The sequence below is a fragment of the Ruegeria sp. E5 genome (assembly GCF_056534105.1).
Window position 1 is genome coordinate 704,024 of sequence record NZ_JBQFPA010000001.1, and the last position, 12,898, is coordinate 716,921.

16 protein-coding genes are annotated in these 12,898 nt (G+C 58.8%); 9 read left to right on the forward strand and 7 right to left on the reverse strand.

Annotation, left to right across the window (positions count from 1 at the left end; genetic code table 11):
* Positions 1-135: 135 nt before the first annotated feature.
* The 7 genes from ACR0BI_RS03560 to ACR0BI_RS03590 all read left to right on the forward strand — a co-directional run bounded on the left by ACR0BI_RS03560 (position 136) and on the right by ACR0BI_RS03590 (position 6,349).
* Entirely contained in the window at positions 136-912 is a 777-nt protein-coding gene (locus ACR0BI_RS03560; RefSeq protein WP_170421961.1) for a DNA repair protein, read from the forward strand.
* A 121-nt stretch (positions 913-1,033) separates the two neighbouring features.
* The gene (radA, locus tag ACR0BI_RS03565) at positions 1,034-2,398 is read left to right on the forward strand and encodes a DNA repair protein RadA (RefSeq protein WP_170406458.1); all 1,365 of its coding nucleotides are present in this window, start codon (positions 1,034-1,036) and stop codon (positions 2,396-2,398) included.
* A gap of 40 nt (positions 2,399-2,438) precedes the next feature.
* Positions 2,439-3,011: a CvpA family protein gene (locus ACR0BI_RS03570; protein WP_170406144.1), complete on the forward strand. Its 573-nt coding sequence runs from the start codon at positions 2,439-2,441 to the stop codon at positions 3,009-3,011.
* Between the two features lie 471 nt (positions 3,012-3,482).
* Positions 3,483-3,638: a hypothetical protein gene (locus ACR0BI_RS03575; RefSeq protein ID WP_170421970.1), complete on the forward strand. Its 156-nt coding sequence runs from the start codon at positions 3,483-3,485 to the stop codon at positions 3,636-3,638.
* A gap of 16 nt (positions 3,639-3,654) precedes the next feature.
* The gene (gene purF, locus ACR0BI_RS03580; protein WP_170396815.1) at positions 3,655-5,175 is read left to right on the forward strand and encodes an amidophosphoribosyltransferase; all 1,521 of its coding nucleotides are present in this window, start codon (positions 3,655-3,657) and stop codon (positions 5,173-5,175) included.
* 238 nt (positions 5,176-5,413) lie between these two features.
* On the forward strand, positions 5,414-5,662 hold the full coding sequence (locus tag ACR0BI_RS03585; RefSeq protein WP_170396813.1) for a hypothetical protein: 249 nt from the start codon (positions 5,414-5,416) through the stop codon (positions 5,660-5,662).
* A gap of 42 nt (positions 5,663-5,704) precedes the next feature.
* Positions 5,705-6,349 (forward strand): SDR family NAD(P)-dependent oxidoreductase, encoded by a 645-nt coding sequence (locus ACR0BI_RS03590; protein ID WP_480561417.1) that lies wholly within the window; start codon positions 5,705-5,707, stop codon positions 6,347-6,349.
* A gap of 61 nt (positions 6,350-6,410) precedes the next feature.
* On the opposite strand, the gene ACR0BI_RS03595 is transcribed toward ACR0BI_RS03590, so the two are convergent.
* From ACR0BI_RS03595 to ACR0BI_RS03610, 4 genes are all read right to left on the reverse strand, one after another.
* A complete protein-coding gene (locus ACR0BI_RS03595) occupies positions 6,411-7,253 on the reverse strand; it encodes an ATP-binding protein (RefSeq protein ID WP_170396985.1) in 843 nt (280 codons plus the stop codon).
* Between the two features lie 115 nt (positions 7,254-7,368).
* On the reverse strand, positions 7,369-8,247 hold the full coding sequence (tatC, locus tag ACR0BI_RS03600; protein ID WP_170396809.1) for a twin-arginine translocase subunit TatC: 879 nt from the start codon (positions 8,245-8,247) through the stop codon (positions 7,369-7,371).
* A complete protein-coding gene (tatB, locus tag ACR0BI_RS03605; protein ID WP_170396807.1) occupies positions 8,244-8,702 on the reverse strand; it encodes a Sec-independent protein translocase protein TatB in 459 nt (152 codons plus the stop codon). Before tatB ends, tatC begins: the two co-directional genes overlap by 4 nt.
* Positions 8,703-8,708: 6 nt before the next feature.
* Positions 8,709-8,924, reverse strand: a complete 216-nt coding sequence (locus ACR0BI_RS03610; protein ID WP_010440381.1) for a twin-arginine translocase TatA/TatE family subunit — start codon at positions 8,922-8,924, stop codon at positions 8,709-8,711.
* Between the two features lie 218 nt (positions 8,925-9,142).
* Between ACR0BI_RS03610 and ACR0BI_RS03615 the strand changes: the two genes are divergently transcribed.
* Both ACR0BI_RS03615 and ACR0BI_RS03620 read left to right on the forward strand, forming a co-directional pair.
* Positions 9,143-9,448 carry a hypothetical protein gene (locus ACR0BI_RS03615; RefSeq protein WP_170406158.1) on the forward strand — a complete coding sequence of 102 codons (306 nt, stop codon included), beginning with the start codon at positions 9,143-9,145 and terminating at the stop codon, positions 9,446-9,448.
* A gap of 21 nt (positions 9,449-9,469) precedes the next feature.
* A complete protein-coding gene (locus tag ACR0BI_RS03620) occupies positions 9,470-10,141 on the forward strand; it encodes a helix-turn-helix transcriptional regulator (protein ID WP_170406161.1) in 672 nt (223 codons plus the stop codon).
* Between the two features lie 63 nt (positions 10,142-10,204).
* Here the strand turns inward: ACR0BI_RS03620 and ACR0BI_RS03625 are convergent, their stop codons facing one another.
* The 3 genes from ACR0BI_RS03625 to surE are packed head-to-tail and all read right to left on the reverse strand — an operon-like array spanning position 10,205 to position 12,856.
* A complete protein-coding gene (locus ACR0BI_RS03625; protein ID WP_170406164.1) occupies positions 10,205-11,368 on the reverse strand; it encodes a peptidoglycan DD-metalloendopeptidase family protein in 1,164 nt (387 codons plus the stop codon).
* 58 nt (positions 11,369-11,426) lie between these two features.
* The gene (locus ACR0BI_RS03630; RefSeq protein ID WP_170396799.1) at positions 11,427-12,077 is read right to left on the reverse strand and encodes a protein-L-isoaspartate(D-aspartate) O-methyltransferase; all 651 of its coding nucleotides are present in this window, start codon (positions 12,075-12,077) and stop codon (positions 11,427-11,429) included.
* Entirely contained in the window at positions 12,074-12,856 is a 783-nt protein-coding gene (gene surE, locus ACR0BI_RS03635; protein ID WP_170406170.1) for a 5'/3'-nucleotidase SurE, read from the reverse strand. Before surE ends, ACR0BI_RS03630 begins: the two co-directional genes overlap by 4 nt.
* Positions 12,857-12,898: the final 42 nt, after the last annotated feature.

The window sequence follows — 12,898 nt, forward strand, 5'->3', positions numbered from 1 at the left end:
GATTTCTGAGTATCATCTTTATATTTCGAGCAGTAAATTTTGTAGTTTTCGGGTCCGTAGCGGATCACTTCGCGTCTGTTTAACCTTCCGCTTCGGCCCGGTTTTTGTACCGGTTGAAGAAGGAGAACGACGATCATGGCCGCCCTCCACACAATAACATTGCAATTTCAGAATACCTTATTAAGGCTCACTTTTTTCCTGATCTGCGCCGCAGCATTGTTCGCGGTGACGACCACCATTTTATCCGCGATTGGCATCCTGCCCTGGCTCTCGTTGCAGGCCGGTCTCAGCAACGGTGCAACGATTGACGCAGGCGTATATGTTCAGGCCGGATTGACCGCCCTGATCCTGATGCTGGTCTTCTATCTGCCATCGAACGCCCGCATGATGGCGCTTGAAAACACCCATCGTAAGTTCACAATGAATATGCAGGACGTGGCCGGGGCCTATCAGGTCGCCCATGCCGCCGACCGCAGCGGCGCCTTTGCGCTGGCCTCCGAATTCGACGCGGTGAAAGAGCGCATGGCCTTCCTGCGCGATCACCCCGATTTGCAGGGGCTCGAACCGCAGGTGCTGGAACTGGCTGCTCAGATGAGCCAGATCAGTCAGGAACTGGCCGAGACCTATGGGGACACAAAGGTCGAACGCGCCCGTGCCTTCCTGCGGCAACGTCAGGAAGAGGTCGAACAATTCCAGCAGCGCATCGAGGAAGCCCAAATCATCCAGCACGAGCTGCGCCAATGGACCCGAGACATCGAGATCGAGGAATCCATCGCCAAATCGCAACTCGCGCGCCTCAGGGATGAGCTGTTCGATCTGCTTCCGGAACTGTCGGCGCAATTGCAATCCCCCACGGACGATCAAACACCGGGCAGCGTGGTCGCGATGACCCCGCCGCGTGCCGCGGAATAGGCGCGTCTAGCGCCCGCAGCGGACGATGGCCCGAAGGGCCTGAGGACGTGGCGCGCCACCGGCGGTGAGGAAAGCCCGCAAGGGCTTGAAGAACCGCCCTTCCTCGGGCACCAAGGGCGACATGGCAAAGACACAATCCTTCACCTGCTCCGCCTGCGGTGCCTCACATACACGATGGTCAGGCCGCTGCGACGGCTGCGGCGAATGGAACACCATCGTTCAGGAAGCCCCGCTCTCGGCGGGACCAGCCAAGAAGTCGCTCGGGGGCAAGCGCGGTCAATCCATCGCGCTCACCGACCTCTCGACCGAGGAAACACCCCCGCCCCGCACCCTCTGCGGTGTTGAAGAATTGGACCGTGTCCTCGGCGGCGGCCTTGTCCCTGCATCGGCGCTGCTGGTGGGCGGTGACCCCGGCATTGGCAAATCGACCCTCTTACTGCAAGCTGCAGCACGTTTTGCCCGCAAAGGTGTCAAAACCATCTACGTCTCGGGCGAGGAGGCCAGCGCACAGGTTAGGATGCGCGCGCGCCGGTTAGGTCTGGAAGAGTCGCCGGTGCAATTGGCCGCTGAAACCAACCTTCGGGACATCCTCACGACGCTAGAGGCAGAAAAACCCGGCCTCGCCATCATCGACTCGATCCAGACGATGTGGGCCGATAATGTCGACAGCGCGCCGGGCTCGGTGTCGCAGGTGCGCGCCGCAGCGCATGAGCTGACGACATTTGCAAAACGCCACGGCGTATCGATCATCATGGTTGGCCACGTCACCAAAGAAGGCCAGATCGCTGGCCCCCGTGTAGTCGAACATATGGTCGACACCGTGCTTTACTTCGAAGGCGAACGCGGGCACCAGTTCCGCATCCTGCGCGCCGTTAAGAACCGCTTTGGCCCAGCGGATGAGATCGGCGTCTTCGAAATGACCGGCAAAGGGCTGGCGCAAGTCACCAACCCCTCGGCCCTGTTCCTATCGGAACGCGGTAAACCCAGCCCAGGTTCCGCCGTATTCGCAGGTATCGAAGGCACCCGCCCCGTGCTGGTCGAATTGCAAGCACTGGTGGCGCCGTCCCCCCATTCCCAGCCCCGCCGCACAGTTGTCGGATGGGATAGCGGGCGGCTCGCCATGATCCTTGCAGTGCTCGAAGCACGCTGCGGCATCCCCTTTGCCGGGCTCGATGTCTATCTGAACGTCGCCGGAGGGCTGAAAGTCAGCGAACCCGCCGCTGACCTCGCCGTTGCTGCTGCACTGCTCAGCGCTCGTGAAGACACCGCCCTGCCTGCCGATACGGTCGTTTTCGGAGAAATCTCGCTATCCGGGGCACTTAGACCAGCCCCGCAGACCGAAAACAGGTTGAAAGAAGCGCAAAAACTTGGTTTCACAGCGGCAATTGCTCCGGCAGGTGGCAAAACTGGCACTGTGGCAGGTCTGACACTCACCCGACCCTCTGATTTGGTGGGGTTTGTTGGCGAAACCTTCGGAGCAGGGTAAAGTCGCGCCTTGAGGGGCAGAAAACGAACAGGCGAGGGCCATGGAAGGTTTTACAATAATTGACGGGGTTGTGGCCCTGATCATCGTGCTGTCGGGCTTGCTGGCCTATTCGCGCGGTTTCATGCGCGAGGTTTTGGCCATCGCAGGTTGGGTCGCCGCGGCAGTTCTAGCATTCATCTTTGCGCCGCAGGCTGTGCCGCTGGTCAAAGAAGTGCCAGTGGTCGGTGAATTCCTGCGCGACAGTTGTGAGCTTTCGGTGATTACCGGCTTTGCCGCCGTCTTCGCCATTGCACTGATCGTAGTCAGCATCTTCACGCCGCTATTCTCTTCACTGGTGCAGCGTTCCGCGCTTGGTGGGCTGGATCAGGCGCTTGGCTTCTTCTTCGGCATCGCCCGCGGCATCCTGTTGGTTGCCATCGCGTTCTTTGTCTACGACACGGTGATGACCGGCCAGTCTTATACCATGGTTGATGAAAGCCGCTCTGCCAAAGTGTTCGAACAGTTCAGCGGACAGATCGAAGAACAAAACCCCGAGGCGGCGCTGGGTTGGGTTACCGCCCAGTACGAAGAGCTGGTCGCAAGCTGCACCGCCGACAACGCCTCTGAGGGCTAATCACACCAAATTCCAACGAGAAGCCCGGTTTCAGCCGGGCTTTTTTGCGTTTGGTTCGGAAAAATCAGATAAACCCTTCGCCACCACAAATATTGCAACGGATGGTCTTCAGGCCAAAGCATCCGTCACATCGGCTTGAGATCGGCTTGCCATACTGGTCTCGGCTCTTGATCACTTCACCGGTTCCCTTGCAGATCTCGCAGGGTGCGCGCCCTGCCCCACGACATCGGTGGCAACGCCGCTTGACAGGTTTGTCCTTCGGTGTGTTTTGCTTGTGTTGCCACATGGCGTCTGCTCCACCAGGTATTGCCGGACTGCATGCAAAAAACCTTCGTAATGATATGACAGCATAGGTCTGTACATTTGTCATCCTAAACCCGCGGCGTGTACAATTCGCACCTGCGTCAAATCGCGAATGTGATCCTTTGATGACACACGCATCGTTTGGCATTATGTGGAGGCCATACCGACATGGAATCGGAGCTGCCGACCTTGCTGTATCTGTTTTCTTATGCGCTAGCCGCTTTCGTGCTTGTGCCTCAGTCCCGTGCAAACGGACCAAAACACACCATTCAGATACCCGTCCGCACCCGATCCGACCTGAACGCCATCCTAAGCAAGTCATAGAAATTGGAGCCCGTGTATGTGTGGGATTTTGGGGATCGCAAGCCGGACACATGATGTCTTTGCGGAAATCTATGACGGCTTGCTGATGCTTCAGCACCGAGGTCAGGACGCCTCGGGGATCGTCACCTACAACGGCGAGTTCTTCCGTGAGAAGAAAGCAAATGGTCTCGTCAAAGACGTGTTCAATGCCAGTGACGCCGAAACCCTGTTGGGAAAGGTCGGCATGGGCCATGTCCGCTATCCAACCGCTGGCTCGCTCAGCGCGGCCGAGGCGCAACCATTTTTCGTGAACGCGCCTTATGGCATCTATCTGGTTCACAACGGCAACATCACCAATACCGAAGAACAGCGCGAAAAGGTAACTGCCAAATACAGCCGTCACCTGCGCACAACTTCGGATTCAGAGGTCCTTCTGAACGTACTGGCCGACAAGGTCGCTGATGCGATCAAGGTCAATGGTAATGCTGATCCGATCCGCAACCTGTTTGCCGGTGTCAAAATGACGATGGAGCGGGTTCAGGGGGCGTATTCGGTGATCTGCCTCGTCGCGGGCGTCGGGATGCTGGCCTTCCGCGATCCTTACGGCATCCGACCTTTGTCTGTTGCCAAACGTGCTGCAACGGGTGACGGCGATGATTATGCCTTTGCGTCCGAAGATGTGGCATTCGGCATCAACGGTTTTGACAAGCTGCGCGACCTAGGTCCCGGCGAGGCGATCCTTATCGACCTCGACGGCAATATGCACGAGTTCCAGGCCGTTGAAGGTAAACTGACACCCTGCATCTTCGAGTATGTCTATCTGGCCCGACCAGATTCGCTGCTGGATGGGGTGTCGGTTTACAAAACCCAGATGCGAATGGGGCAGACGCTGGCCAAGCAAATTCAGGACTCGGGACTTGAGATCGACCGGATCATCCCTGTGCCAGATAGCGCCCGCCCTGTCGCGCTTGAGGCCGCAAAGATCACAGGCATTCCCTATCGCGAGGGGCTTGTGAAGAACCGTTATGTTGGCCGCACCTTCATCATGCCGGGCCAGGAAGAACGGCAGAAATCCGTGCGTCGCAAACTGAACGCGGTGCCTTTGGAGTTTGACGGTCATAACGTACTGCTGATCGACGATTCGATCGTGCGCGGCAATACAATCAAAAAGATCGTCCAGATGTGCCGTGAGGCCGGGGCAAAAAAGGTCTATATCGCCAGCGCCTCGCCCCCGGTGAAATACCCCAATGTCTATGGCATCGATATGCCCACCCGACACGAGCTTGTCGCGAATGGCAAAGAGATCGAGGAGATTCGCGAAGAACTGGGTGCGGATGCGCTGTTCTACCAACATCTCGACGATCTGATCTGGGCTGCCAAGGAAGGCAACCCCGAGATCGAAGCCTTTGACTGTTCCTGCTTTGACGGCAACTACGTCACCGGCGTCGATGAGGAATATCTGGGTAGTCTGGAAAACAGCAGTCGGGTCAGCAAAAAGCGTGAGGATATGCAGGTGGTCGGCAGTTCGTGGAACGCGGCGAAACTTGCCTCGGGGTGATTGGGCGAATCGCTTTGTCCTGAGGCGCCGGCCAAGAGACTTGCGCTAGCGGCCATAGGTCAGAATCCGCCGACAACCTATTGCTGAACAGGCTGCATTTGCAAAGGGTTCGGTATGCGGCATTCGAACCGCTTCCAACCGAGTGCTGCCGGCCTTTTGGTCCGGCAAAGCCCGTGTTACCCGAATGCCGAAAACCACTCACAAAACGGGGTCCGGGCGCGCAGCTCGGCCACAGATCATGGCAAACGCAACGGTGAAAAGCGCCGCCACACAGGCGGGAGCGCTCAAGAAGAACGCGGTCTCGGTATTGGGCATTTTTGGGCCCAAGGCGGACCTGCAAGCCCTGGTCCGCATGTCGTCGGGGCGCATTAAGAAAGTGAAACCCGGCAGTCGTGTCGGCCCGGGTAAGGTCGTCGCCATTGATGAAAATGGTGTTGTGCTGCGACAAAGCGGCCAGAACCGAAGGATCGACATCCCCGGCAGCTGATCCTGACTTGACGCCCTGCGCGTGCAGGTTCAAACCCCCCTCATGACCGATCAGACCAAAATCGCCCTTATCACCGGGGCTTCTCGTGGGTTGGGCGCGGCGCTGGCCGAAGCGCTGGCCCCCGACTATCACATCGTCGCTGTCGCTCGCACTCAGGGCGGGCTGGAAGAGCTGGATGACCGCATCCAGGCAAAGGGTGGCTCGGCCACTCTGGCCCCCATGGACATCACCGATCCCAATGCGATGGCGACCCTGTGCCGGGGCATTCACGATCGCTGGGGCAAGATCGATTTGTGGTTGCATACTGCAATCCATACCTCAGCCCTGACGCCAGTGCATTTCGTTGATCCGAAGGAATGGAACAAGGCAGTCAGCATCAATGCAAACGCCACCTCGGTTCTGATCCCGTATGTCGCGCCTTTGTTGGGCGAAACTGGCCATGCCGTGTTCTTCGATGACCCGAAGGCAGGCGAGAAGTTCTATGGCATCTACGGCGCCACCAAAGCGGCGCAGATGGCGCTGGCTCGCAGTTGGGCGACCGAGACCGCGCGGACGGGACCGCGCGTGTCGATTGTTGTGCCTGCACCGATGCCGACCGCCGTACGTGCGCGTTTCCATCCCGGTGAGGATCGGGATGTATTAACCAGCACTGCGGATGAGGCGGCGCGGATTATAGCACTGTTGTGAGAATGGCCCTGACGGGCCATGCCTCCGGCGGAGGTATTTCTGGCCAGATGAAGCGGGCGGACTAACCGATATGGACGCCGTTTCGCCCGGCGAGGTCGACGAAGAATTGCCAGGCGACGCGGCCCGAGCGCGCCCCCCGGGTGGCTTGCCACTCGATGGCTTCGGCGCGCAGAGTTTCGGGATCAACCTTGACGCCATGAGCGGCGCAGTAGCGATCGATCATCGCTAGATATTCGTCCTGATCGCAGGGGTGGAACCCCAGCCACAGGCCGAAACGGTCAGAGAGTGAGACCTTCTCCTCGACCGCCTCGGACGGATTAATGGCGCTGGAGCGTTCGTTTTCGATCATGTCGCGCGGCATCAGGTGGCGGCGGTTTGATGTGGCGTAGAACACAACGTTTTCCGGGCGACCTTCGATACCGCCGTCCAGCACGGCCTTGAGCGATTTGTAATGCTGATCATCGTGGCTGAACGACAAATCATCGCAAAACAGGATGAACCTGTGCGGCGCGGCACGCAGGTGGTTCAGCAAACGCGCGACCGAGCCCATATCCTCGCGCTGCAATTCGACCAGTTTCAGGTCAGGATGCTCATCCTGCAACGTACCGTGCACCGCTTTGACGAGGCTGGATTTCCCCATTCCGCGCGCGCCCCACAAGAGCGCGTTATTAGCCTTGTAACCCGCAGCAAAGCGGCGCGTGTTGTCCAGCAACGTATCGCGGGAGCGGTTGATCCCCACCAATAGATCAAGGTCGACCCGATTGACCTGTGTGACGGGTTCCAGCCGGTCAGGCTCGACATGCCAGACGAAAGCCGGGGCCGCGTTGAAATCAGGTGTCGCCAGCGGCGCGGGCGCCATGCGTTCCAACGCGTCCGCAATGCGATTCAGGGCTTGGTCGTCCATCGGCTCCTCCGGGATGTTCTGGCGGAGTTCAACCATGTTCCGATCAACACAACAAGAGTAGCAATTGAAAAAGGCGCGCCTACCTTGGGCGCGCCTTTAAAGCTATTGGAACAGGTTACTTGTTCTCTTCGTAATCCTGCATCACGTCTGCGTCGGCTTCGGCCTCTTCATCGTCGTAGTATCCATCGGCGCGCAACTGTTCTTCGCGCTTCTTCTCGACACGGGCGACCAGGAATATTGAAATCTCATAGAGCCCGTAAACTACGACAAAGAGGATGATCTGGGTGATCACGTCCGGCGGTGTGACAATCGCAGCCAACACCAGAATGCCTACCACCGCATATTTACGCACTGCCCCCAGACCTTCGGCACTGACAAGTCCGGCCTTACCCATCAGTGTCAGCAATACGGGCAATTGAAAGCACAGGCCAAAGGCAACGATGAACTTGATGGTCAGGTTGAGATATTCCTGCGCCGAACCCTGAAACACCACGCTCAAAGGTGCGGTTGCGCCTTCTGCTACAGCTTCCCCTTCCGCTCCAAATTGCTGGAAACCGAGGAAGAAGTCATAGGCCAGTGGCGTGACCACATAAAAAGCGAAGCTTGCGCCCAGCAGGAACATGAAGGGAGAGGCCAGCATGAACGGCAGAAACGCGTTCTTTTCCGATTTATACAGGCCCGGCGCCACGAACCTCCACATCTGCATTCCGATATAGGGAAAGGCCAGAATGAACCCGCCCAGCAGCGAAACCTTGATGGCGACAAAGAACCCTTCCTGCGGCGAGATGAAGATCAGCCCGCAATCCTGTCCACGCTCGGTCAGCACCTCACATAGCGGTTGCGTGAGGAAATTGAACAGTGGCGTGGCCACGGTGAAACAGATGATCATACCGATCAGAAACGCCACAACGCAGTGGATCAGCCGCGTACGTAGCTCGGCCAGGTGCTCGATCAGGGGTGCCGAGCTGTCCTCGATCTCGTCGGTCTTGGTCATGTTTTACTTTCGGTTTTCAGCGCTGCTTCGGCCTCTTCCGCCTTGGCCAGCGCATCCGCGGCTTCCTTGGCCTTGCGTTCAGCGGCAGCGCGCGCCGTTGTGGCTTGGATCTTCTTGGCTTGCTCTGCTCGCTCGGTGGCCAGCTTGCCGGTCTCGCTGTCAGGGTCGAACTTGGTTGGGTCGATGGATTTGGCCACGTCGCGCGCGGCTTCGTTGATCCCGTCCATCGCTGTACTAACCGGGTTGGTCGCCGCGTTCAGGCCCTTCTTGATCTCATTGACGCCTGCTTCGTCCGCAGCCTCGTTCATTGCAGTGCTGAATTCGCGCGCCATGCCGCGCGCCTTTCCGACGAACCGTCCGACATTGCGGAACAGCACAGGCAGGTCCTTTGGCCCCACCACGATCAACGCGACGATGCCGATGACCAGAAGCTCGGTCCAGCCCAGATCAAACATCTAGGCTCAGACCTTGTCTTTGTCAGTCTCAGGCGTGACGTCTTTGGCCAGCTCAGACGCGTCTTGTTCTAGCTCTTCCGAACCTTCCTTGATGCCTTTTTTAAACGAGGTAATGCCTTTACCCACTTCACCCATCAGCGAGCTGATCTTGCCGCGTCCAAACAGGACGAGAACCACAACAGCAATCAGCAGGATACCCGGAAGGCCAATATTGTTGAGCATGACTTGTCTCCTTCTACGTCGGCGCAGCGCGCCGTGAATATGTCTGGCCCCGTGTCTACGCCCGTACGGGCATCAGCAAAAGTGCGACAGATCAAATCCGCGCGCAAAATTGAACGGATCATGCGTTTTTTGCGGACTCGCATTTCTCAACTGACAGGTTTATGTCAGTTGATATCACCTAGAAGGACGATATCGAAACCTGGTCTACGGAGAACCACATGACCCATGTCGCAGAAATCGTCACCTTTACCCTTGCCGACGGCACAAAGCCCGAACAGTTCGTCAGGCTAAGCCAAGCCTCCGAAGCCTTCGTCCGCGCGGCTCCCGGCTTTACCCACCGCCAGCTAAGTCATGGCGAAGATGGCCGCTGGACCGACTATGTCGTCTGGACCGATATGAAATCCGCAAAGGATGCCGCTGCTGCATTCATGCAACAGGATTTTGCACCCGCTCTGATGGCGGCAATCAACCCCGACAGCGCCCAGATGCGTCACGAGACCGTGCTATGGAACATGACCGCCTAAGGGCGGCTCAGACGGCGTGTCATGCGCCGCACTGACCGCCTGTTCGACATCATACAGATCCTGCGCGATGGTAACTTGCACCGCGCGCAGGACATCGCGGACCGACTTGAGGTGTCGGTCCGTACGATCTATCGCGATATGGACACGTTGGTGGCCTCGGGCGTTCCTGTAGAAGGCGAACGCGGCGTAGGTTACATGGTACGCGAGCAGATCACTTTGCCCCCGCTGAACCTGACACCCGCCGAGCTTGAGGCTCTGAACCTCGGCATGGCGATCGTTGCCGAGGCCGCCGATCCCGATCTTAAATCCGCCGCGGAATCTCTGGCCGAGAAAATCGACGCCGTCTTGCCCACGCAGGTCATTGCCGAGGCCGACAGCTGGAAATTCGCGGTCTATCCCTTCGCTGATGTCGTACGCGGAATGGCACATATGGCCCCGATCCGCGCCGCGATCAAATCGCGCCAGAAATTGCAGCTCAGCTACCGTCGCATTGACGGCGCGCTGACCGAACGCACCATCCGACCGCTACATATGGAATACTGGGGCCGTGTCTGGACACTGACTGCCTGGTGCGAGCTGCGCAACGACTTCCGCGTCTTCCGCATCGACCTGATAGAAAACGTCACGCCTCTGCCGGAACTCTTTACTGACGAACCGGGTAAACGGCTCAGCGACTACGATCCCAATGCGTGATCCGTCCTTCAACTGGCCCCAAATACCTCCGCCGGAGGCATGGCCCGGAACGGGCCATTTCGGTCACTTAAGGTAAGGCTCGGGATCAACCGACTCGAACCCTTTGCGCACTTCGAAGTGCACATATGCATTGTCGCCCCCGCGCAGCGAGGCGATCTTCTGTCCCCGTCGCACCCGATCACCTTTCTTGATGGTGATATTGTCGACATTGGCATAAACAGTCAGCAAGTCATTGTTGTGTTTCACAACGATGATCGGAACCTGATCCGCATCCGCGGTGATCGCGGCGACCGTGCCTGCCTCGGCCGCACTGACCGACGCGCCTGGCGCTGCGGCGATATCTATCCCCTCATTCTTACCCTTCTTGTAGGTCCGAATGATGGTGCCGCTCACCGGACTTGCCAGCGCCGAGCTTCCCGAATTGGTCGGGGCCTCGGCTGTGATATCCGGCGCAGGCGTTGCCGCGGCAACTTTCTCATCCGGCAATGGCTGCGTCGCGCTCGGCGGCGTAGGAGTTGGTGAGCCTTCGCCCGGTTGGGTTACCGCAGTTGCCGTGGCGGCCGGCGCTGCTGCCCGAGGTGCCGGTTGATTCTTGACCGGGATCAACAGGTACTGGTCTTCGCGCACCATAAAGTCTGGTCCCAAACCGTTCCATTCTGCCAGAGACTCCACAGGCACCTGATAGAGGCGCGAAATTGTATAGGCTGTCTCACCCCGCTTGACCTTGTGCCGGATCGGCTCAGGCCCCGTAGCAACCGGTGCCGGAGCCGCAGCAGGTTGCGCGGGCTCCAATGTCGATGTCTGTACAGATCCTGTGTCCGGTGCCTCGTCAATCGCGGTTCCGGCAATGGTCGCAATATCAACATTGCTCGTCCCACCGACCGAGCGCGGCAAGGCCAGAACTTCACCGTCACGCAGGCTGTCATTTGGCTGCAATCCGTTAAACCGGGCCAATTCGGCCACCGGCATGCCGATCCGGGTGGCGACATCGCCAACTGTATCCCCACGGCGGGCTACCGCGACCTGATAGTTCGGATAGGTGATCACGCCACGCGCATCCGGCGTCGGGCGGTTGGCGGTCGCTGCAAGGGCGGCATCTGCAGTGGAGAACCCGCCGACATTGCCGCGCAGGTCATAGTCATATGGCCCTTCACACCCGGCCAAAATTGCCAGCGCGGCAACACCTGTCGCATAGCGGCGCATTGCTGATTTGGAAACTGCTCTCATTTTACTGTCCTCAACACCTGCCCCTGTTCTCCGGGGTTCTGGCGCCTCTAATATACCTTTACGCTCCGTCTTTTCCCAGCCCCTCAAGCAAGGGCACAAAACGGACCGGCAACAATTCGTCATAGTCCAGACCGGTTTCAGTGCGCGTGACCCGGATTAGGGTCTGCACCGCGTCCGACTGGCCCACGGGTAACACCATGATACCGCCGATTTTCAACTGCGCCAAGAGCGGCCCCGGAGGATCTTCGGCGGCCGCGGTCACAATGATACGGTCGAACGGGGCCTGCTCGGACAGTCCAAATGATCCATCCGACAGCATCGCGGTCACATTCGTCAACCCCAGCTCACGGAACAGTTCTCCCGTTTCGCGCACCAGCCTCTTGTGCCGCTCAACCGTGTAGACCCGGCGCGCCAGCTTGGACAGGATCGCCGCCTGATAGCCCGAGCCGGTGCCGACCTCTAGAACCGTATCACGCGGACGCACCTGCAGCGCCTGCGTCATCAGCCCCACAACCGAAGGCTGGCTGATGGTCTGTCCACAGGCAATAGGCAGTGGAGTGTCCTCATAGGCCCGGTCCGCGAACAGGCCTTTGACAAACCGCCCCCGGTCAACCTGCTCCATCGCTGCCAGTACACGTGCATCCGTCACCCCGCGCGAGCGCAGGGCAAACAGGAACTGCATTATGGTTTCTGCGCTTGGTTCAGTCATTCGATGACCTTTAGCGCCTCGAGCGTGTCATATGCTGTCAGATCAGCGCGCATCGGAGTGACCGAGATATATCCTTCCAGATTGACCGCCGCATCCGTGCCCGGAGCAGTCGGGTTATGTTGATACCCGCCCTTAATCCAAAGGAACCGGCGACCCGAGGGCGAGCTGTGCGGCTCGACAGAGAAATGTGTATCGCGCCGGTACCCCTGCGGGGCCACGCGCGTACCCAGCACCTCATCTGCGGGAACCGGAGGGAAATTCACATTATAGAACAGACGATAGTCGCCCTGCTGCTCGGGTGTCGCATCAAGAATGCGGCGCACCAGATCGGCCCCAAATTTGGCAGCCGCCTCAAACGGATCGTCCAGCCCCAGATTGCGCGGCCCGAAATACTGAGACAAGGCAATCGCGGGCACACCTTGCAACGCCGCCTCCATCGCGCCGCCGATTGTACCCGAATACAGCGTGTTTTCAGCCGAGTTGTTGCCCCGGTTCACCCCTGACAACACCAGATCGGGCGGGGCGTCCTTCATAACGTCGTGCAAACCGGCCAACACGCAATCCGCCGGAGACCCTTCGGCGGCATAGCGACGCTCACCCAGTTTGGCGACCATCATTGGGTGGGTATAGCTAATGCAATGGCCCACGCCTGACTGTTCAAAGGCAGGCGCGACGACCCAGACCTCGCCATCGGGACCGGCCAGTTCAGCCGCGATCGCTTCAAGCACAATCAGTCCCGGCGCATTGATGCCGTCATCATTGGTCAGAAGAATTCGCATGCCCGGTCCACCCCTCGTTTTGCCCTTGATAGACCCGCCTCA